General features: G+C 62.2%; 21 protein-coding genes and 1 tRNA gene. 8 read left to right on the forward strand and 14 right to left on the reverse strand.

The annotated features are described in order from the left end of the window. Nucleotides 1-63: 63 nt before the first annotated feature. Nucleotides 64-1,377, reverse strand: a complete 1,314-nt coding sequence (locus tag ACK4FH_RS03025; RefSeq protein WP_409811107.1) for a pilus assembly protein TadG-related protein — start codon at nucleotides 1,375-1,377, stop codon at nucleotides 64-66. A gap of 259 nt (nucleotides 1,378-1,636) precedes the next feature. Between ACK4FH_RS03025 and ACK4FH_RS03030 the strand changes: the two genes are divergently transcribed. Then, on the forward strand, nucleotides 1,637-2,158 hold the full coding sequence (locus ACK4FH_RS03030; protein WP_409811109.1) for a TadE/TadG family type IV pilus assembly protein: 522 nt from the start codon (nucleotides 1,637-1,639) through the stop codon (nucleotides 2,156-2,158). A gap of 11 nt (nucleotides 2,159-2,169) precedes the next feature. Beyond that, nucleotides 2,170-2,730 (forward strand): TadE/TadG family type IV pilus assembly protein, encoded by a 561-nt coding sequence (locus ACK4FH_RS03035; RefSeq protein ID WP_409811111.1) that lies wholly within the window; start codon nucleotides 2,170-2,172, stop codon nucleotides 2,728-2,730. Nucleotides 2,731-2,907: 177 nt separating this feature from the next. On the opposite strand, the gene ACK4FH_RS03040 is transcribed toward ACK4FH_RS03035, so the two are convergent. Continuing rightward, nucleotides 2,908-2,997: transfer RNA gene (locus ACK4FH_RS03040), tRNA-Ser, on the reverse strand. Between the two features lie 192 nt (nucleotides 2,998-3,189). Between ACK4FH_RS03040 and ACK4FH_RS03045 the strand changes: the two genes are divergently transcribed. Next, on the forward strand, nucleotides 3,190-3,486 hold the full coding sequence (locus ACK4FH_RS03045; RefSeq protein ID WP_409811112.1) for a hypothetical protein: 297 nt from the start codon (nucleotides 3,190-3,192) through the stop codon (nucleotides 3,484-3,486). Nucleotides 3,487-3,562: 76 nt separating this feature from the next. Here the strand turns inward: ACK4FH_RS03045 and lepA are convergent, their stop codons facing one another. From lepA to rpmI, 7 genes are all read right to left on the reverse strand, one after another. Continuing rightward, the gene (gene lepA / locus ACK4FH_RS03050) at nucleotides 3,563-5,365 is read right to left on the reverse strand and encodes a translation elongation factor 4 (RefSeq protein WP_409811115.1); all 1,803 of its coding nucleotides are present in this window, start codon (nucleotides 5,363-5,365) and stop codon (nucleotides 3,563-3,565) included. An 84-nt stretch (nucleotides 5,366-5,449) separates the two neighbouring features. Beyond that, nucleotides 5,450-6,274 (reverse strand): enoyl-CoA hydratase-related protein, encoded by an 825-nt coding sequence (locus ACK4FH_RS03055; protein ID WP_409811117.1) that lies wholly within the window; start codon nucleotides 6,272-6,274, stop codon nucleotides 5,450-5,452. A gap of 20 nt (nucleotides 6,275-6,294) precedes the next feature. After that, nucleotides 6,295-6,639 carry an MmcQ/YjbR family DNA-binding protein gene (locus ACK4FH_RS03060; RefSeq protein ID WP_409811119.1) on the reverse strand — a complete coding sequence of 115 codons (345 nt, stop codon included), beginning with the start codon at nucleotides 6,637-6,639 and terminating at the stop codon, nucleotides 6,295-6,297. A 10-nt stretch (nucleotides 6,640-6,649) separates the two neighbouring features. After that, complete coding sequence (gene pheT / locus ACK4FH_RS03065; protein WP_409811121.1) at nucleotides 6,650-9,085, reverse strand: phenylalanine--tRNA ligase subunit beta; 2,436 nt, start codon at nucleotides 9,083-9,085, stop codon at nucleotides 6,650-6,652. Continuing rightward, complete coding sequence (gene pheS, locus ACK4FH_RS03070) at nucleotides 9,082-10,173, reverse strand: phenylalanine--tRNA ligase subunit alpha (RefSeq protein WP_409811123.1); 1,092 nt, start codon at nucleotides 10,171-10,173, stop codon at nucleotides 9,082-9,084. Before pheS ends, pheT begins: the two co-directional genes overlap by 4 nt. A 214-nt stretch (nucleotides 10,174-10,387) precedes the next feature. Then, nucleotides 10,388-10,744: a 50S ribosomal protein L20 gene (rplT, locus tag ACK4FH_RS03075; protein WP_409811125.1), complete on the reverse strand. Its 357-nt coding sequence runs from the start codon at nucleotides 10,742-10,744 to the stop codon at nucleotides 10,388-10,390. Between the two features lie 27 nt (nucleotides 10,745-10,771). Next, nucleotides 10,772-10,978: a 50S ribosomal protein L35 gene (gene rpmI, locus ACK4FH_RS03080; RefSeq protein WP_293212873.1), complete on the reverse strand. Its 207-nt coding sequence runs from the start codon at nucleotides 10,976-10,978 to the stop codon at nucleotides 10,772-10,774. A 230-nt stretch (nucleotides 10,979-11,208) separates the two neighbouring features. On the opposite strand from rpmI, the gene ACK4FH_RS03085 reads away from it, so the two are divergent. The 4 genes from ACK4FH_RS03085 to ACK4FH_RS03100 all read left to right on the forward strand — a co-directional run bounded on the left by ACK4FH_RS03085 (nucleotide 11,209) and on the right by ACK4FH_RS03100 (nucleotide 13,729). After that, entirely contained in the window at nucleotides 11,209-11,430 is a 222-nt protein-coding gene (locus tag ACK4FH_RS03085) for a type II toxin-antitoxin system CcdA family antitoxin (protein ID WP_409811127.1), read from the forward strand. Next, nucleotides 11,430-11,747, forward strand: a complete 318-nt coding sequence (locus ACK4FH_RS03090; protein WP_409811129.1) for a CcdB family protein — start codon at nucleotides 11,430-11,432, stop codon at nucleotides 11,745-11,747. The genes ACK4FH_RS03085 and ACK4FH_RS03090 overlap by 1 nt, the downstream gene beginning before the upstream one ends. A 10-nt stretch (nucleotides 11,748-11,757) precedes the next feature. Next, nucleotides 11,758-12,285, forward strand: a complete 528-nt coding sequence (locus tag ACK4FH_RS03095; protein WP_409811131.1) for a VOC family protein — start codon at nucleotides 11,758-11,760, stop codon at nucleotides 12,283-12,285. Nucleotides 12,286-12,367: 82 nt separating this feature from the next. Next, complete coding sequence (locus ACK4FH_RS03100; RefSeq protein WP_409811133.1) at nucleotides 12,368-13,729, forward strand: epoxyqueuosine reductase; 1,362 nt, start codon at nucleotides 12,368-12,370, stop codon at nucleotides 13,727-13,729. Between the two features lie 6 nt (nucleotides 13,730-13,735). Here ACK4FH_RS03100 and ACK4FH_RS03105 read toward each other — a convergent pair whose 3' ends face one another. The 4 genes from ACK4FH_RS03105 to ACK4FH_RS03120 all read right to left on the reverse strand — a co-directional run bounded on the left by ACK4FH_RS03105 (nucleotide 13,736) and on the right by ACK4FH_RS03120 (nucleotide 16,291). Further along, nucleotides 13,736-14,185, reverse strand: a complete 450-nt coding sequence (locus ACK4FH_RS03105) for a MarR family winged helix-turn-helix transcriptional regulator (RefSeq protein ID WP_409811135.1) — start codon at nucleotides 14,183-14,185, stop codon at nucleotides 13,736-13,738. Between the two features lie 56 nt (nucleotides 14,186-14,241). Then, the gene (locus ACK4FH_RS03110; protein WP_409811136.1) at nucleotides 14,242-14,625 is read right to left on the reverse strand and encodes an I78 family peptidase inhibitor; all 384 of its coding nucleotides are present in this window, start codon (nucleotides 14,623-14,625) and stop codon (nucleotides 14,242-14,244) included. Between the two features lie 10 nt (nucleotides 14,626-14,635). Beyond that, nucleotides 14,636-15,886 carry an LLM class flavin-dependent oxidoreductase gene (locus ACK4FH_RS03115; RefSeq protein WP_409811138.1) on the reverse strand — a complete coding sequence of 417 codons (1,251 nt, stop codon included), beginning with the start codon at nucleotides 15,884-15,886 and terminating at the stop codon, nucleotides 14,636-14,638. A gap of 147 nt (nucleotides 15,887-16,033) precedes the next feature. Beyond that, nucleotides 16,034-16,291 (reverse strand): hypothetical protein, encoded by a 258-nt coding sequence (locus ACK4FH_RS03120; RefSeq protein ID WP_409811140.1) that lies wholly within the window; start codon nucleotides 16,289-16,291, stop codon nucleotides 16,034-16,036. Nucleotides 16,292-16,605: 314 nt separating this feature from the next. Between ACK4FH_RS03120 and ACK4FH_RS03125 the strand changes: the two genes are divergently transcribed. Then, a complete protein-coding gene (locus ACK4FH_RS03125; protein WP_409811142.1) occupies nucleotides 16,606-17,562 on the forward strand; it encodes a glycerophosphodiester phosphodiesterase family protein in 957 nt (318 codons plus the stop codon). Between the two features lie 53 nt (nucleotides 17,563-17,615). Here ACK4FH_RS03125 and infC read toward each other — a convergent pair whose 3' ends face one another. Then, complete coding sequence (infC, locus tag ACK4FH_RS03130; RefSeq protein ID WP_409811144.1) at nucleotides 17,616-18,137, reverse strand: translation initiation factor IF-3; 522 nt, start codon at nucleotides 18,135-18,137, stop codon at nucleotides 17,616-17,618. Nucleotides 18,138-18,159 lie beyond the last annotated feature (22 nt).

Below are 18,159 nucleotides of genomic sequence, written 5' to 3' on the forward strand. Positions count from 1 at the left end.
AGAAAAAAGGCCGCCCTCCAGGGCGGCCTTTCTTGTTGGGGCTCCAACGTCAGGGAATATCTGTCACTTGCTCAGGCGGAGGTTCGATAGCGCCTGCGCGATCGACTTGAAGACGTTGGTGAGTTCGGATGCCGTGTCCACGCTGTAATACATGCTTGCATGCGTGGCGCAATTGCGGAGCAGAGTGGCATTGCCCTGAATCAGGCGTACCGTATAGACGGTGATACCGGCATTTCTTATCCCGCTGCAAACAAGCTCGGATCGGACATCAACCCGCGGACAGTGAGAGCTGCCATTGCAGGAGCCGATGCCGCCGCGGTCATAGGTGTTGATACCGTCGGTCAGATAGACCATCACCTTTTCAAGCTTGTCCGGGTCGGCCGCTGCCGCATTCGACAGTAGCGCGCCATTCGTCAACAACTGCCAGCCCCAGACGAAACCGATCGTTGTATTGGTGGCGCCGCCGGCGACCATCGCGTCGATCTCGCCCTTCAGCATGTTCCAGTCGGTCGAAAACGGGATGATGGGACGGAGGCTGCAATGGTTGTTGTAGAGGTCGTTGTGGTTTGCCGGAAAGAGCGTTGCGCTGTTGCCGACCACAGGCGCCGAAATCGACACATCGTAATTTTCGTCACGGTCGACGACGCAGCCCTTCCAGCTGCTCTTGGAAACGGTACGAATATCCTGCGTACAGGTTGTGGTTGCATTCTTGCCCTTGCCTGTCGTGGTGCAGGTCTCTGTCGGAAGCTCCCAACTCCATTTCAGCCAGTTCGCGTCCTTGTTTGAAACGCCGACATTGACGTCGGTGGTGAAGGGCACGATGGCGATGCGGACATCGCCCGGCGTAACCGCGGCTGCCGCCACCGTGTCAATGAGATCCTTTGCAGCGGCCTTGAGCACGGTCATGCGGCCGCCCTGGTTCATCGAGCCGGTATTGTCGAGCACGAGAACGACCTCGAGCTTCTTGCCGTGACGCATTACCTGCGAGGATGCTGCGACATCGAGGGTCTTGATGCCGACGAGGCCCATCATGACCGTGGGAAGCTCGGCGCTGACCGATATGTCGACCGTCGTCAGGCTGTCGGTGACGGAGACCACGCCCGGCACGCCCAGCACTTCCTCCGGGTAGTTTGCATCGAAATAGGCCTGTGCCAGCGCCTGCACGTCCTCATTGGAGAGACCGGACGCCGTGCCGACGGCGAGCGCCGCAGCGTCGAGTGCCGCCTTGAGGCGCGTCTCGACGATGTAGGCGCGGGAAATGTCGACGGAAGCGGCCGCGGCTATGGCGATCGGCGTCAGGGTGAGCGCGAAAATGATGGCAAAATTGCCGCGCCGGTCGCCGAGAAAGGTTCGAAACAGGTTCAAGAGGCGCCGCATGGACTTTGCTCCAGCCATCAAAAAAACAGCCCGATTGCACGACGGGTATGCTTCCACCGCTCCGGCAGCGACAGATACTCCCGTCCGGTTCTAATTCCATCGCCGTTAAGAAGGCGTGAACGAATTGGCACAAATGCGCGACGCTTACACTTTGGTAACCGGTCGGGCGCTATCAACGGAGGGCGGCAAGGATCGCATCCGGGCGCGAGGTCAGACCATGGGCGGAAATTCGGAAAATCGGCAGCGCCGGCGGCTCTTCATGTCGCGGTTCCGGCGCGCCGAAAGCGGCAATGTCGCCGTCGAATTCGGCATGCTTGCGATCCCCTTTTTCATCCTGGTCTTCGCCGTCATCGAAACCTGCATCATCTATTTCGCGACCTCCAATCTGGACAGCGCTGTCTCCTCTGCCGGGCGCCTCATTCGCATCGGTGCGGTGCAGGCGGGAGGCATGACGGAAGCCCAGTTCAAGGACGAGGTCTGCAGCAAGCTTCATGTCATCAGCAATTGCTCCAGCACGCTGAAGATCGATGTGCGCAATTTCAGCAATTTCGGCGGCGTCACCTTTCCCTCTCTGGTCGACGGAGATGGCAAGATTGTCGAAGACACCGTGTTCCAGCCGGGTGGTGCGGGCGATATCGTCGTCGTGCGCGTCTATTACTCCTGGGGTGTATTGAGCCCCTCGCTCATCGGCCTTTCGAATCTCGATGGCGGCGGCCGCCTGGTCGCGGCAAGCACTGCCTTCCGCAACGAGCCTTTCGGCGACATGCTGCCGAGCAGTTGAGGAAAGCGAACATGAGCACAGCACGCACCGCCGGAAGACTTCGCCGTTTCAGCCCGTCGCGCATGATGCGCGACTGCGCGGGACTTGCGGCGGTCGAGTTCGCGCTCATCGTGCCGCTGCTTCTGCTCTTCTATCTCGGCTCCGTCGAAGCGACCAACATGCTGACTGCAAACCGGCGTGTGACTGCCGTTGCCTATACGGCGGCCGATATCACCGCACAGGCTGCTTCGATCAGCAATGCCGACATGACGGACATCTTCTCGGCAAGCGCGGCCATCCTGTCGCCCTTTCCGACCGCGCCTCTCAGTGTACGGATCACAAGCGTCGTGGCGAATGCCTCCGGGTCGCCCCGTGTCGCCTGGAGCGACGCCTTCCATACGACGCCGCTCGCCGTCAATTCAACCGTGGCCCTGCCCGAGGGCCTCGTCACGCCCGGCACCAGCGTCATCATGACGGAAGTGGTCTATGGTTATGCCTCGCCGCTCAGTTCCGTGGTGAAGGACACGGTGACGTTCAGCGAGACGGCCTATCTGAAGCCCCGCCGCGCCGTGACGATCACCCGCGTAAACTGAGCCGCCCTGCGTTAACCATGTTTTGTCACATGCTGTAGCAAAACTGCCGCAGGGCCGAATCCGCCAATCTGGCTTTGCCATGCCTGCCGCCATCGCGGAAGGCGCAAGAGTACAGAGACTCGCCGCGGAGATCCCGGCGCGAAATCCTAAACTTTTGATTTCAAAAGAAAATTCAAGTGGCGGAGGGAGAGGGATTCGAACCCTCGATACGGTTTCCCGTATACACGCTTTCCAAGCGTGCGCCTTCAGCCACTCGGCCACCCCTCCGGGTCGCCCGGCGCGGCGGGCGAAGTCGGCGGCACTATACGCAACAAGGGGCCTGAATCAACAAGGATCGCACGTCCTATCGCGTTGATCTCACAAACTCTTCTTACAAGTGTGCTTGTTTGGCACAGTCGATCCAGATACCGTTCCTGACCACGTTTCGATATCACTGCGTAGGGCTGGGGGGCTCATGCCATGTTCGTTTTCAGGCTGATCGGACTTCTTTTCATCATCGCCGCGCTTATGGCGCTCGGGTCGGATGCGCTGCTTTCGCTCGAAGCACGCGAAGTGACCATGCGTTCCTTCAACGACCTCTGGGGGATGCTGCATGAAGGAAGCCGCGACGGGTTCACCGCTTTTGCGGGCAACAATGCACCGGAAGGCGTGCAGGGTCCGCTGGCAGCGACAATGGCTTTCCCGGCCTGGGGCGTGCTCGGCATTATCGGCATCGTGATCGCCGGGCTTGCCGCGCTGCTGCGCCGCGCCGACTGAGCAGGGACTGACGCAATGAAAAGGCCGCCCGGGGAGGGGCGGCCTTTTTATTCGTCTCGCGGGCCAAACCGCGCGCTCAGTTCTCGTCCATCTTGAGGGCGGAGATGAAGGCGTCCTGCGGAATCTCGACGCGGCCGAACTGCCGCATCTTCTTCTTGCCTTCCTTCTGCTTCTCCAGAAGCTTGCGCTTGCGGGTGATGTCGCCGCCATAGCACTTCGCCGTCACGTCCTTGCGCATCGCGGAAATCGTTTCGCGCGCGATGACGCGGCCGCCGATCGCGGCCTGGATCGGGATCTTGAAGAGGTGCTTCGGGATCAGTTCCTTCAGCTTCTCGCACATGACGCGGCCGCGCTGCTCGGCGCGCGAGCGATGCACTATGGTCGCGAGCGCATCCACCGGCTCCTCATTGACGAGGATCGACATTTTCACGAGATCGCCGTGTTCGTAGCCTTCGATCTGATAGTCGAAGCTCGCATAGCCGCGGCTCACCGATTTCAGACGATCGTAGAAATCGAGCACGACCTCGTTCAAGGGCAGGCGATAGACGAGCATGGCGCGCGAGCCGGCATAGGTGAGGTCGAGCTGAGAACCGCGCCTGTCTTCGCAGAGCTTCAGCACGGCGCCGAGATATTCGTCCGGCACGAGGATCGTCGCGCGGATCCACGGCTCCTCGATGTGGTCGATGCGGGTCGGGTCCGGCATGTCGGCCGGGTTGTGCATTTCCTTCACCGAACCGTCGACCATGTGAAGCTGGTAGATGACCGAAGGCGCGGTGGTGATGAGATCGATATTGAATTCGCGCTCAAGCCGCTCGCGGATGATTTCGAGATGAAGGAGACCCAGAAATCCGCAGCGGAAGCCGAAGCCAAGCGCAGCAGAGGTTTCCATCTCGTATTCGAAGCTCGCATCGTTGAGACGGAGCTTGCCCATCGCATCGCGCAGATCCTCGAACTCGGCCGCATCGACGGGGAAAAGGCCGCAGAAGACGACGGGCTGCGCCGGCTTGAAGCCCGGCAGCGCCTCTGCGCAGGGTCGCTTTTCTTCCGTCACCGTGTCGCCGACGCGCGTGTCGGCCACTTCCTTGATGGAGGCGGTGAAGAAACCGATTTCGCCGGGCGTAAGGCTTGCGACCGTTTCCTTTTTCGGACGGAAGATGCCGACCTGATCGAGCGTATAGGTGCCGCCGGTCCCCATCATCTTCACGCGCTGGCCCTTTTTCAGCTCGCCATCGATGACGCGCACCAGCACCACGACGCCGAGATAGGCGTCATACCAGCTGTCGACCAGCATCGCCTTCAAGGGCGCCTTGGCATCGCCCTTGGGCGCCGGCAGGCGCTTAACGATCGCTTCCAGTACATCGGGGATGCCGATGCCGCTCTTGGCTGAAATCTCGACCGCCTCCGAAGCATCGAGGCCGATCACATCCTCGATCTGCTGGCGCGTCCGGTCGGGATCGGCGGCCGGCAGGTCGATCTTGTTCAAGACCGGCACGATCTCGTGGTTCACATCGAGCGCGTGATAGACGTTGGCGAGCGTCTGCGCTTCGACACCCTGGCTCGCATCGACGACAAGGAGCGAGCCCTCGCAGGCGGCGAGCGAGCGGTTCACCTCATAGGCGAAGTCGACATGGCCGGGCGTGTCGATGAGGTTCAGCTCATACATCTCGCCATTGGCGGCCTTGTAGTCGAGGCGCACGGTCTGCGCCTTGATGGTGATGCCGCGCTCGCGCTCGATATCCATGCTGTCGAGCACCTGCTCCTTCATCTCGCGCTGGGACAGGCCCCCGCAAAGCTGAATGAGACGGTCGGCAAGGGTCGACTTGCCGTGGTCGATATGGGCGATGATCGAGAAATTGCGGATATGGGAGAGGTCGGTCATGGGGCCTGCACTTTCGGTCGGCGCCCATATAGCATTGGCGGGAGGCCAAGCCAAATCGGGGGGCTTGAGGGCTTTCCGGCCGTCTCAGCCCCGCCAGTCGGCCTTGCGCTTTTCCATCCAGGCTTTCACCCCTTCCTTGTAGTCGGGGTGTCTGATCATCTCCTCAAGCAGCCGCTCGGCCGCCGTGACGGCGGTGGCGGCGTCGCGGTGGAGGTCGGTGTAAATCTGCCGTTTCGCCTCGCGGAGCGAGCCGGGAGAGACGCCATCGGCGAGCTTCCTCGCATAGTCCATGACATGGGGCATGAGCTCGTCCGGCGGCAGCAGCCTGTTCAGAAAGCCCATGCTCATGGCCTCGTCGGATGTGAAGACGCGGCTTGAGAGCAGTATGTCGTTGGCATGGGTCAGGCCCACGATCCGGGGCAGCACCCAGGAGAGGCCAAACTCCGCCGGGAAATTGAAGCGGCCATGGGCGGCAGTGAATTTCGCGCCGGGCACGGCGAAGCGGAGATCGGCAAAGGCCGCGAGAACGAGACCCACGCCCGCCGCCGCGCCATTGATTGCCGCGATGACGGGTTTTGTGAGGCCGAAATGATAGGCGAAGGTCGCATCGAATTCCGGCGCGACGCCGAAGCCGGGCCGCGCGATGTCCTCCGTGGTGCCGCTGTCATAGCGGCCCTTTTCGGAATGGCCTTCAAGGGCCGCCATGTCGGCGCCGGCGCAGAAGGCTCCGCCCTCCGGGTCGCCCGTCACCACGATGACGCGAACGGCGGGGTCCTTATCCGCCTCAGCCAGCATATGGCGGTATTCCATATGCATGCGGCCCGTCCAGGCATTGCGGCGCTTCGGGCGCGAGAGCATGACCGTGGCAATGCCATCTGCAATCTCGTAGCGGATGGTCTTCAGTTCCATCGATGCCCTTCCCCTGAGCGTTAGCCCGCGTCGAAAGCCTTTACCAGCGTTTTCGGTGCGACATTGCGCCAGCCGCGCGTCATCGCTTCCCGGAGGATAGCAGCATTTGCCGCTGCGAGATTCACATGGGTCCAGCCCTTCTGGCCCCAGCCGCCGGGCACGGGCGCAAAGACCTTCGGATCGCTTTCGACAAGCATGGCCTGTTCTTCCGGGCCGAGCTTCACCACCACGCGTTTCTCCGCCGCATGCAGCGAGGCGAATATCTTCTTGCGGACGCGAAAGTCAGGCTGGTCGAAATGGCTCATCTCCACCGCTTCGGGGAGCGAGAGCGCGATCTTCCTTGCCTGATCCGCCGTCACGGGCATGGGCCGGTCCCTAGCTTCTGAGCGTGCCGCCTGTCGCCTTCTCGACCGCCGCGACGATCGTCTTCGACACCACTTCGATTTCCTCATCCGTCAGCGTCTTCTCGACGGGCTGGAGCGTGACTTCGATGGCAAGCGACTTCCGGCCCTCGCCAAGCGCCCCGCCCTCGAAAAGATCGAAGAGCGAGACATCGGCGATGAGCTTCTTGTCGGCGCCTCGCGCGGCACGGATAAGCTGATCGGCACTCACCTTTTCATCGACCACGAAAGCGAAGTCGCGGCGGAGCGGCTGCAGATCGGAAAGCGCAAGCGGCGGTTTCGCGCGCGTCGCCTTGCGCTTCGGTTCGGGGACTGCATCGGAGAAAATCTCGAAACCGACGACGGGGCCCGCCACATCCATCGCATCGAGGACGCGCGGATGCAGCTCGCCGAAATAGCCGATGACATTTTTCGGGCCGAGGCGGATCACGCCGGAGCGGCCAGGGTGATACCAGGACGGTGCGTCCGCCGAAATCTGGAAGCTCTGGATGGGCGCACCGAGGGCGGAAAGAAGCGCAATCGCATCTTCCTTCGCATCCATCGCCTCGACGGAGCCAGCTTTTCCCTGCCAGTGGCGGCCCGCGCCCAGCGGCCGAGCCGTGCCGCGGCGGATGCCGCTTGCGGCAAGCACCTGGCCCGAGGGCTCGTCGCTTTCGAACTGCTGACCGACCTCGAACATCGCAATGTCGGCAATTCCGCGCGCCATGTTGCGGCCCGCCGCTGCGATGAGGCCGGCGAGAAGGCTCGGCCGCATATGGCTCATTTCGGCGGAGATCGGATTTGCGAGTTTGAGCGCAGGGATCACATTGCCACCGCCGAAAAGCACGGCTTCCGCTTCCGAGATGAAGGACCAGTTGACGGCCTCCACCATGCCGCGTCCGGCAAGCACGCGGCGCGCAAGCCTGTCGCGGCGCTGGCGCGGCGAGAGAACGGGCTTTGCCACCGCATGAATGCGCGGGAGCGCCACCGACTTCACTTCATTGAGGCCATGAACGCGGACGACTTCTTCCACGAGATCGGCGGGGCCTTCGACATCCGGCCGCCAGGACGGCACGGTGACGGAGAGATTGCCGCCCGCATCGGTCACGCCGAAGCCGAGCGCCGAAAGGATGTTCGCCGCTTCCGCCTTGCCGAGCTTGAGGCCCGTCAGCCTTTCGATGCGCGCCGCATCGAAGGAAATGTCCTTCCTCGTGTCCGGCACCTTGCCCGCAACGACGACACTCGACGGTTCGCCGCCGCAAAGGTCGAGGATCATCTGCGTTGCAAGTTCGAGCCCCGGCACGACGAAAGCCGGATCGACGCCGCGCTCGAAGCGGTAGCGCGCATCCGACACGATGCCGGTGTCACGGCCCGTGCGCGCGGTGCGGTAGGGATCGAACCAGGCGCTCTCGACGAAGACATCGACGGTTTCCTCCGTCGAACCGGACGCCTCGCCGCCCATCACGCCGCCAAAGCCAAGCACCGCCGCATCGTCTGCGATGACGCAATAATGCGGTTCCACATCATAGGTCTTGCCGTCGAGCGCGATGAGCTTTTCGCCCTTGCGGCCGAGGCGGGCGCGGATATTGCCCTTTAGCTTCGCCGCGTCATAGACATGGAGCGGGCGGGCGCGGTCGAGCGAGATGAAGTTCGTGATGTCGACCAGCGCATTGATCGGGCGGAGCCCCACCGACTTCAGGAGCTTCTGCAGCCATTCGGGCGAAGGCCCGTTCTTCACGCCGCGAATGAGACGGCCCGCGAAGACCGGGCAAACATGTTCCTCACCCGCCGGGAAGTCGAGTTCGATACCAATGGGGCTTTCGAATTTGCCCGCGACCGGCGCCACCGCGCCATCGCGCAAGCGGCCAAGGCCTGCGGCAGCAAGATCGCGCGCGACACCGTGAACGCCGAGGCAGTCCGGCCGGTTCGGCGTGATCGCGATTTCGATGACGGGATCGTTTGCGCCCAGCACTTCGGCAGCCGGCGTGCCGACCTTCCAATCGCCCTGCAGGTCGATGATGCCGACATGATCGTCCGAGAGTTCCAGTTCGCGCTCCGAACACATCATGCCGTTCGATTCGACGCCGCGGATTTTCGTCGGCTTCAGCACCATGCCGTTGACGGGGATGGTGGCGCCGGGCGGGGCGAAGATGCCGGTGAGGCCCGCACGCGCATTGGGCGCGCCGCAAACGACCTGCAACTGCTTCACTTCGCCTTCGACAAGCGCCTCGACCTTCAGAACCTGCAACTTGTCCGCATCGGGATGGGGACCGGCTTCCAGTACTTTCGTAACGGAGAAGATGGCGAGCTTCTTCGCCGGGTCTTCCACGCCCTCGACCTCGAGGCCGAGCATGGTGAGGCGCTCGGCGATGGCGTCGAGCGATGCGTCCGTGTCGAGCTGCCGTTTCAGCCAGGAGAGTGTGAACTTCACGACGAGAGCCCTCCCGCGAGCGTCGGCACATCGAGCGCGGCAAAGCCGTAATGCCGGAGCCAGCGCAGATCCGATTCGAAGAAGGCACGCAGATCCGGGATGCCGTATTTCAGCATGGTGATGCGGTCGAGCCCCATGCCGAAAGCGAAGCCCTGATATTTCTCCGGATCGATGCCGGCAGCGCGCAGAACATTCGGATGGACCATGCCGCAGCCGAGAATTTCCAGCCAGTCGTCGCCTTCACCGATGCGGATTTCATTGCCGAGACGCGCGCAGCGCACATCGACTTCCATCGAAGGCTCGGTGAAAGGGAAGAAGGAGGGGCGCATGCGCAGCTCGACGCCGTCCACCTCGAAGAAGGCGCGCAGGAATTCCTCCAGCGTCCATTTCAGATGGCCGAGATGCGTCACTTCGTCGATGACGAGGCCTTCGATCTGGTGGAACTGCGGCGTGTGGGTCTGGTCGCTGTCGCAGCGATAGGTGCGGCCGGGACAGATGAAGCGGAAAGGCGGCTTGCCCGCTTCCATGGTGCGGACCTGCACTGGGCTCGTATGGGTGCGCAGCAGCTTCCGCGCGCCGGAGGCATCGGGCTCGAAATAGAAGGTGTCGTGCATTTCCCGCGCGGGATGGCCTTCAGGGAAATTGAGCGCACCGAAATTGTAGTGATCGGTTTCGATGTCGGGGCCCTGCTCCACGGCAAAGCCCATATCGGCGAAGATCGCGGTCACTTCGTCCCATACCTGCGACAGCGGATGGATGCGGCCCGTCTCAAGCGCTGTGGCGCGGACGGGCAGCGTCACGTCGATGCGCTCGCTCGCAAGCCGGCCTTCCAGCGCCGCCTCATGCAGCATGTCCTTGCGGGCGGCGAGCGCCTCCGTCAGCCGGTCCTTGAGGCCGTTCAGCTTCGGCCCCATCTCCTTGCGTTCCTCCGGCGACATGGCGCCGAGGCCCTTCATCAATTCGGAGACGCGGCCCTTCTTGCCGAGCGCGGCGACGCGCACGGCTTCGAGCGTGTCGATATCCATCGCATCGGCAATAGCCGTGGCGAATTCCGCTTCGAGTTTTTCGAGATCGGGACTGTCGGTCATTGTCTTCACCGGCTTCTGATCGTTTCGCGCATGAGAATTCGCTCAAACCGCCCGGACCTGCCTTTCGGCGGGCTCTCGGGCGATATGAGGGAAACGGCGTGCGAACGAAGTCATCGACCGGCGATCCGCCTCACCCCCGAGAATGGCCCGCATGTATCCCCATGCGGGTCCCGGACGGGTGACCGGCTCTGGCTGCGATGGACGCGCCTTCAGTTTACTGAAGAGCGGCCTGCGCCTGGTTCACCAGAGCCTTGAAGGCCTCGGGCTCATGGATGGCGAGATCGGAGAGAACCTTGCGGTCCACTTCGATGCCAGCCTTGGCGAGGCCGTCGATAAATCGCGAATAGGTCAGGCCGTGCTCGCGGACGCCGGCGTTGATGCGCTGGATCCAGAGCGCGCGGAAGTTGCGCTTCCTGTTGCGGCGATCGCGATAGGCATATTGGCCAGCCTTCTCCACCGCCTGATTGGCGACGCGGAAGACATTCTTGCGGCGGCCATAATAACCCTTCGCCTTCTTGATAACCTTGCGGTGCCGGGCATGGGCGGTAACGCCCCTTTTGACGCGCGACATGAAACTTCTCCTTGAGAAATGGGGACCTTATTTCAGGCCGTAAGGCGCGAAAATCTTCACAATCCGCTTGGTGTCCGGCTCGGCAACGAGAGTCGTGCCGCGCAGGTTGCGGATCTGCTTGTTGGTCCGTTTGATCATGCCGTGACGCTTGCCGGTCTGGCCGCGCTTCACCTTGCCGGTGGCGGTGAAGCTGAAACGCTTCTTCACACCACTCTTGGTCTTCAGCTTGGGCATTTTGCTCTCCGTGTTTTGGGACCGCATTGAAGACCTTGAATTCATTGAAGAATTCGGCAGGTTGCGGGTCCGGGTCTTGGCATTACGGGCGGTCACGGCATGCCCTACAGGCCGGGCCGCCCCGAAGCCGCGGATTTATAAGGGAAAAGCCCCGCGCGTCAAGCGCCGGGCGGCTGATTCAGCCTATACGCATTCTTGATGCGCATGATTTATGCGCATAGATTATGCGCATGGCAAAGAAAGCGGTCAATCTCTCCATCGATGCGGAACTCCTCGCCAAGGCAAAGGCGGCGCGTCTGAACCTGTCCGCGCTTCTTGAAAATGCGCTCTCCGAGCGGGTGCGGGCCGAGCAGGAAAGGCGCTGGCGGCAGGAGAACAAGGCCGTCATCGACGCGGCCAACGGCTTCGCGGAAGAGCATGGCGTCTTCGGCGAGGATTTCCGGTCTTTCTGATGGCGGCGCTCGACATCCACGCCAATCCCGAGCCGCGAACGCGCGGCGCGATGCCCTTTGTCATCGAGATTCAGGCAAATCTCCTGACCGATCTCAACACGCGGCTTGTGGCCCCGCTCGCGCCGGCGCGGCTTTACCGGGGCGCGATACCGCGCCTCAACCCCGTGATCGAAATTGCGGGCGAGCCGCATGTACTCATCACGCATCAGATGGCGGCGCTCCCCGCCCGGCTTCTGGCGGCGCCGCCCGTTGCCAATGCGGAGGCGCATAGCTACGACATCATCGCCGCTGTCGATTTCCTCGTCACCGGCATTTGAAAGGAAAGCCATGAGCCGTTTTTTCGGGAAGGTCTGCCAGAACGGTTATGTGGTGCGCGACATTGAAGCCGCACTGAAGCACTGGACGGAAGTTCTGGGCGTCGGACCGTTCTTCTATATCGACCGCGTGAAATGCGACTGGTTCACCTACAAGGGCAGGCCCTCGCCCGTCGAAATGAGCATCGCGCTCGGCAATACGGGCGATCTCCAGATCGAACTCATCCAGCAGCGCAACGACGCGCCTTCCATGTATCTCGATTTCCTGAATGCAGGAAATGAAGGGCTGCAGCATATGTCCTACTGGACCACGAACTATCAGGCGGATTACGACCGCGCCCTTGCGGCAGGCTACAAGGTCGGCCATGAGGGACAGATCGGCGGGGAGCAGGGCCGCTTCGTCTATTTCGATACGCAGACGCATCCCGGCACGGTAGTCGAGATGTCGGACATCTCGGGCGGCAAGGGCAAGTTCTTCGAACATATCCGCAAGGCCGCGATCGGCTGGGACGGCAGCGAGCCGGTGAGAGCCGTCCGCTAGCACGGCACGGCTTGCCTGCGCTTGCGACTTGAACTGCGCCGATTATAGTGTATATACACTTTTTACCAATGAGGAGGCGCAAATGGCCCATGATCTCGAAACGTCTCATGGCGGCGAACACCCCGACATTGCCCGCTGGCGCGAAGCTGCACAGCAAGACGATTTCGCAAGACTCGACCGGGAGGGGCTCCGCGCGCTCATGCTCGATTGCGGCGCCGATGATTGCGGCTTTGTCGATGTGTCGGACCCTGCCATTGCCGATCAGCGAGCCTGGATCGCGGCGCTACTGCCGGGCGCAAGAACGCTGGTCAGTTTCGTCTGCCGGATGAACCGCGACACGGTGCGCACTTCGGTCCGCTCCGTCGCCAACGAGGAATTCCACCAGACCTATGACGATGTGAACCACGTCGCGCGGCGTGCGGTGCGGCGGCTTGAGGACATGGGCATCGGCGCGGTGAACCCCGCAGCCGCTTTCCCGATGGAAGCGCAGGCCTATCCCGCCGGTATGCGCGTCATCTCGCACAAGCCGATCGCCGAAGCCGCCGGCCTCGGCAAGATGGGGCTCCACCGCAATGTGATCCACCCCCGGTTCGGCAGCTTCATCCTGCTTGGCACTATCGTCATCGACTGCGGGATCGAGAGCTATTCGAGCCCGCTCGACTATTCGCCCTGTCTCGACTGCAAGCTCTGCGTCGCGGCCTGCCCAGTGGAAGCGATCGGCGCGGACGGGACGTTCAATTTTTCCGCCTGCTACACACATAACTACCGCGAATTCATGGGCGGCTTCGTGGACTGGGTGCATGAGGTGGTGGAAGCGGAGGATGCGGACGACTACGACGCCCGCGTGAGCCCCGGCGAAAGCGTTTCGATGTGGCAGAGCCTTTCCTTCAAGCCGGGCTACAAGGCGGCCTATTGCCTGAGCGTCTGCCCGGCGGGTTCCGATGTGCTCGGTCCTTATGTCGAGGACAAGATCGACTACCGCAAGCGGTTTCTCGATCCGCTTCTTGCAAAGCCTGAAACGGTCTATGTGCTGAAGAATTCGGATGCAGAAGAGAGCATTCCGCAGCGCCTCAAAAGCAAGACGGTCAAGGTCGTCGACTACAATATACCCTCCGGCGACCCCTTCTCCTTCCTGTTCGGCCTGACGCTCACCTTCCAGCGGCGCAAGGCGCGTGGGCTCGATGCGGTACTCGCTCTCACCATCCCCGATCACGGGCCGATGCAGGCAACGATCCGCGTCAGAAAATCGCGCATCGAAATCGGCCTTGCCGTACCGGAATGCCCGGATGCGAGCCTGACCGCCGAATGGCCGCTGCTCCATCGCATCTTCCGCGACGCGCTCTCGATGGAAGACGCCGTGAAGGCAGGCGCGGAATTGTCGGGCGACGTCGAAAAGGCGCAGGCGATCCGCAACTGCTTCCCAGTCTACAGGCCGCGCGGCTGAGCGCGATCAGACTTTTGCAATCAGCTGATGCAGAGATTTCTTCACGCCGGGCCAGTTCGGCCCGAGCGAGGTTTCCACTTCACTCTGCGCTTCGCGCCAGAGGGGGAGCGCCTGTGTGAGTTTCTTCCGGCCTGCCTTTGTGAGCCGAAGGCCGAGCGAACGCCCCTCGCCGCTCGGCGCGCTTTCGATGAGGCCATCGTCTTCCAGCAGTTTCACATTTCGCACGAGGCTCGACCGTTCGAGCGCGAGGAGATCGGCAAGGGCGGTCAGCGACCTCACCTTGCCTTCGGCAACGGCGATCAGCAGCGTGAACTGCGTGATCTTGAGGCCCGCCGGGCGAAGAGCCTTGTCATAATGACGGGTGAGCTTACGCGCTGCCATGCGGGCGCGCAGCGCGGCACAATTTTCCCGGACTTCAGCTTCGAGCAGTTCGATTGAATGGGCAGTGCCGGGCATGAGCGCGATCCTTGTTGCAGATACACGCTAATGCCCGCTACCGCCGCAGGCAAGTATCAGCCGCAGAAGATGCGGACAATGTTGCGGCCTTCGCCAAGCTCGACATTGAGCCTGTCAGCACGGAAATCCATGGTCACGGCATCGCCCGGCCCAAAGACGCGGATCGTCGCCACCCCTTCGCCCGCGCGCACCGTTTCCTCGGCATCCGCCCAGGACTTGCCCACCCAGACGGCGAGCGCATCGGCCGCCGCCTTGCAGCTTGCCTCGGCCGCTTCCATCGCGGCGCCCATATCGGCGGCATCGCCTTCCAGGGCCGCGTCCTCGCCGGCTATATTTTCTTCGACATCAGGCGTATCCGCCGCCTGCTCATCAGCGGACTGATCGCAAGCCATCAGCGTCACCGCCGCAACGGCGAGAAGCCCCATCGTCACTTTCTTCATCTCGTTCTTCCTATTCCGCTGCCGTTGAACCCTGATTGACCTGTGCCTTCTTGACGGACGCCTGCACCACCGGGATTTCGTGATCCTCGAGCGGCTTCATCCAGTTCTTCCGCTTCAGCGCCGCCTCGATATATGGCGCAAGCGCGGCCTGTTTCTTCGCTTCGCGCGTGGCGGCTTCCGCCTTGAACTCGGGCATGACTTCCTTCGCAAAAAGCTCGAGCGACTCGCAGATATGCTCATGCTTGTTGCGGCCCGCCTGCTGCATGAAGATCACCTGATCGACGCCTGCATTCTGGAAGGCTCGGAGATGCGCGCGCATGTCGTCCGGCGTGCCGATGCCGGTGGCGATCGCTTCGGCGCGCTTCGCAGCGTCGATCACTTCCTGCGTGCGGTTGCCGCGCGCGCGGATGTAATCGCCCCACATGTCGGTGCGGCCCGGCACCGTGTCATGCGCGACAAGCGCATTGAGCGCATAGCCGAAGAATTCGAAGCCCTCATGGCCGCGGCGGATCGCTTCCTCTCGGTCGTGATGCAGCGAGAAGTTCGACACCATGGCAATGTTCGCATTCACGCCATGGCCGATGGGGCGGCATTCCTCGGACTTGATGATGCCGTAATAGATTTCCGACCAGTGATGCGCTTCTTCTGGATCGAGGAAGGAGAAGGCGAGCGCGCCGACACCGAGCGAGGCGGCCACCTTGATCGTGTCGCGATTGGTGCAGGCCATCCACATGGGCGGATGCGGGCGCTGCACCGGCTTCGGCAGCACATTGCGGCAGGGCATGGAAAAATATTTTCCCTCGAAGCCCGGATAGGGATCGAGGACCATCATATTCGCGATCTGCTCGCCCGCCTCGATCGCCATGGCGCGCTTTTCCTTGGCCGGAATGTTGAAGCCGCCAAGCTCGAGCCGCGTGGCACCCTCGCCGATGCCGAATTCGACGCGGCCATTCGACATGATGTCGAGGGTGGCGAGGCCTTCGGCCGTGCGGGCGGGATGATTGTAGTTCGGGATCACCTGACGGATGCCGTGGCCGAGGCGAATGTTCTTCGTGACCGACGCCGCTGCCGCGAGAAAGACCTCCGGCGCCGAGGAATGGGAATATTCGTCGAGGAAGTGATGCTCGACTTCCCAGGCATGATCAAAGCCGAGCCTGTCGGCCAGCACGATCTGCTCCAGCGCTTCATGGAAAAGCCGTGCCTCGTCGCCCTCGTTCCAGGGCTTCGGCAATTGCAGTTCGTAGAACACTCCGAATTTCATGGATCGTATCTCCCGATCGCCGCACGCCTCGGGAGAGCCCGGGCATGTCTGTTTTCGTTATCCCGGGAGAAAGTCTAGACGGCAAAACCGGGAACCGCGAGCGCGGAAGCGCCAGCCCGCTTTCCCTAGCGTCCGGCTCGGTCTCTGCTAATGGAGATCGCTGGGCCGCTCGGCCGGCAAAGCCTGCCGGTGGGCCGCGCGGAGCGCAAGCTCCCTTTCGGCAGCCTCACGGCGCAACCTGCTGCCGCTCCTGGCGATGGCCTGCAGTTCAGCGTCCGGGAAGAGCCGCATGTCGACCGGCCCTGCGGACTGGACCGCATGCCGCATCACATCCTGCGATTCATAGAAGGTCTTCTTGCGTGGCGGCTTGCGTGTCAGGCGCCGCAAGATCGTCGATATGGACATGTCATCACCGGCCTTTGTCTCGAATCCAAACGTCTTCGAATGGCGGCGCTTCGCCCCGGAGCGGGAATGCACGGAAAACCGGCCTTTGCCGGGTATGTTCCGCGAATTTTCTTGATCGAGTGAAATCTACACCTGTATTCCGAACAATGCCAGATCATGCTGACAGGAATATTACAGCGCCTCGTCTGCGCAGCCTTCGATAGACGCATGTGAGCGCGCCTGTGTAGCATTCCGTCCAGCATTCCGGGGCGGTTCAACCCGGATGGCTTCCTGCCAAACGTCAGACATTCCGCCGGATTCTGGAGAGATCATACATGGGCAATCCCCTTCAAATCGCTCATCGCGGCGGCGCCGGCCTTTGGCCGGAAAACACGATGGCGGCATTTCGCCGCGCCATTGCGGCGGGTACGGACGGTATCGAGCTCGACGTGCATCTGACGAAGGACGGTCAGCTTGTCGTGCATCACGACGAAAGCCTGAAACCCGCCATTGCGCGCGGCGCAAATGGCGAATGGCTGACGCGCCCCACGCCGCTTCTGAAGGCGCTCACCTATGATGAACTGCGCGCCTATGATGTGGGGCGGCTCAGGCCGGGTGCGGGCTACAGCACGCGCTATCCCGAACAGACCGGCTTCGATGGCGAGCGCGTGCCGCTGCTTGCCGATGTCTATAGATTGGTCAAGGAGCAGACGAAGCCCGGCTTCCGGCTCTATGTCGAACTGAAAACTGCGCTGCTCGATCTGACGCAGTCCGCCGATCCTGTAACACTCGCCGATGCCGCCGTTGCGCTCACCCGCGAACACGGGCTTGAGGAGACCGTCACCTTCGTTTCCTTCGACTGGCGCGCACTCAAGCGGGCAAAGGAGCAGGCGCCCGACATTCTCAACGCCTTCACAACGCTGCCCTTCTTCCAGATCGACCCGGAAGATGCGTCTGCGGCACGCGACAAGCCGGGGTCGGAAGACGAAACAATTCGCAAGGCGTCCGCCGCCGGTGCGCTCTGGGCGGCGGGCTATGACTGGCGCGAGCAGAAGGGCGCGACATTTGCCGAGCGGATGCTGCTCGCCATTGCGTCAGGCCCCGCGGATGGCTGGTTTTCCTGGCATGGCGATGTGACGGCGGAGACGGCGCCGCTTGCGGAGGAACTCGGCCTTGCCGTTTCCTGCTGGACGGTCGACGAGGAGACCGAGATGAAACGGCTTGCCGCGCTCGGCGTCGAAGCGATCCTCACCGACAGGCCGGACCGGCTCGCCCGCGTGCTCGCGGCATGAAAAAGGCCCGGTCGCGCGACCGGGCCTTTCATTTCAAGTGCGGTGCGGCTGCATTACTTCGGCGCCAGCACCATGATCATCTGCCTGCCTTCGAGGCGGGGGTAGAGTTCGACCTTTGCGATCTCCTCCACCTGCTCCTTCACGCGGTTCAGGAGCTGCATGCCGAGCTCCTGATGCGCCATTTCGCGGCCGCGGAAGCGCAGCGTGACCTTCACCTTGTCGCCTTCCTCGAAGAAGCGGAGCATGGAGCGCATCTTCACGTCGTAGTCATGCGTGTCGATGTTCGGGCGCATCTTGATTTCCTTGACCTCGACGGTCTTCTGCTTCTTGCGCGCCTCGTTGGCCTTTTTCTGGGCCTGATATTTGAATTTCCCGTAGTCGAGAAGCTTGCACACGGGAGGCTTCGCGTTGGGCGATACCTCAACCAGATCCAGTCCGGCCTCTTCGGCCATGCGGATCGCTTCGTCGGTGGGAATGACGCCGCGCTTTTCGCCTTCGGCGTCAATGAGCAACACGGTCGGCTCATCGATCATGTCGTTTATGCGCGGGCCATCTTTCGTGGGCGGCGCCTGCATCGGTCTGCGAGCTATGAACGCT

Source organism: Parvibaculum sp. (genome assembly GCF_046297875.1).
In the GTDB taxonomy this organism is placed as follows: domain Bacteria; phylum Pseudomonadota; class Alphaproteobacteria; order Parvibaculales; family Parvibaculaceae; genus Parvibaculum.

Coding starts and splice junctions, on each gene's coding strand:
- ACK4FH_RS03055 (WP_409811117.1), bottom strand. CDS start 6,274: ATGGAACTGAAGACCATCCGCTACGAGATTGCAGATGGCATTGCCACG.
- ACK4FH_RS03105 (WP_409811135.1), bottom strand. CDS start 14,185: ATGCCCGGCACTGCCCATTCAATCGAACTGCTCGAAGCTGAAGTCCGG.
- ACK4FH_RS03085 (WP_409811127.1), top strand. CDS start 11,209: ATGGCAAAGAAAGCGGTCAATCTCTCCATCGATGCGGAACTCCTCGCC.
- ACK4FH_RS03090 (WP_409811129.1), top strand. CDS start 11,430: ATGGCGGCGCTCGACATCCACGCCAATCCCGAGCCGCGAACGCGCGGC.
- infC (WP_409811144.1), bottom strand. CDS start 18,137: ATGCAGGCGCCGCCCACGAAAGATGGCCCGCGCATAAACGACATGATC.
- ACK4FH_RS03025 (WP_409811107.1), bottom strand. CDS start 1,377: ATGCGGCGCCTCTTGAACCTGTTTCGAACCTTTCTCGGCGACCGGCGC.
- rplT (WP_409811125.1), bottom strand. CDS start 10,744: ATGTCGCGCGTCAAAAGGGGCGTTACCGCCCATGCCCGGCACCGCAAG.
- ACK4FH_RS03100 (WP_409811133.1), top strand. CDS start 12,368: ATGGCCCATGATCTCGAAACGTCTCATGGCGGCGAACACCCCGACATT.
- ACK4FH_RS03095 (WP_409811131.1), top strand. CDS start 11,758: ATGAGCCGTTTTTTCGGGAAGGTCTGCCAGAACGGTTATGTGGTGCGC.
- ACK4FH_RS03030 (WP_409811109.1), top strand. CDS start 1,637: ATGTCGCGGTTCCGGCGCGCCGAAAGCGGCAATGTCGCCGTCGAATTC.
- ACK4FH_RS03035 (WP_409811111.1), top strand. CDS start 2,170: ATGAGCACAGCACGCACCGCCGGAAGACTTCGCCGTTTCAGCCCGTCG.
- ACK4FH_RS03115 (WP_409811138.1), bottom strand. CDS start 15,886: ATGAAATTCGGAGTGTTCTACGAACTGCAATTGCCGAAGCCCTGGAAC.
- ACK4FH_RS03110 (WP_409811136.1), bottom strand. CDS start 14,625: ATGAAGAAAGTGACGATGGGGCTTCTCGCCGTTGCGGCGGTGACGCTG.
- pheS (WP_409811123.1), bottom strand. CDS start 10,173: ATGACCGACAGTCCCGATCTCGAAAAACTCGAAGCGGAATTCGCCACG.
- ACK4FH_RS03120 (WP_409811140.1), bottom strand. CDS start 16,291: ATGTCCATATCGACGATCTTGCGGCGCCTGACACGCAAGCCGCCACGC.
- ACK4FH_RS03045 (WP_409811112.1), top strand. CDS start 3,190: ATGTTCGTTTTCAGGCTGATCGGACTTCTTTTCATCATCGCCGCGCTT.
- ACK4FH_RS03125 (WP_409811142.1), top strand. CDS start 16,606: ATGGGCAATCCCCTTCAAATCGCTCATCGCGGCGGCGCCGGCCTTTGG.
- rpmI (WP_293212873.1), bottom strand. CDS start 10,978: ATGCCCAAGCTGAAGACCAAGAGTGGTGTGAAGAAGCGTTTCAGCTTC.
- lepA (WP_409811115.1), bottom strand. CDS start 5,365: ATGACCGACCTCTCCCATATCCGCAATTTCTCGATCATCGCCCATATC.
- ACK4FH_RS03060 (WP_409811119.1), bottom strand. CDS start 6,639: ATGCCCGTGACGGCGGATCAGGCAAGGAAGATCGCGCTCTCGCTCCCC.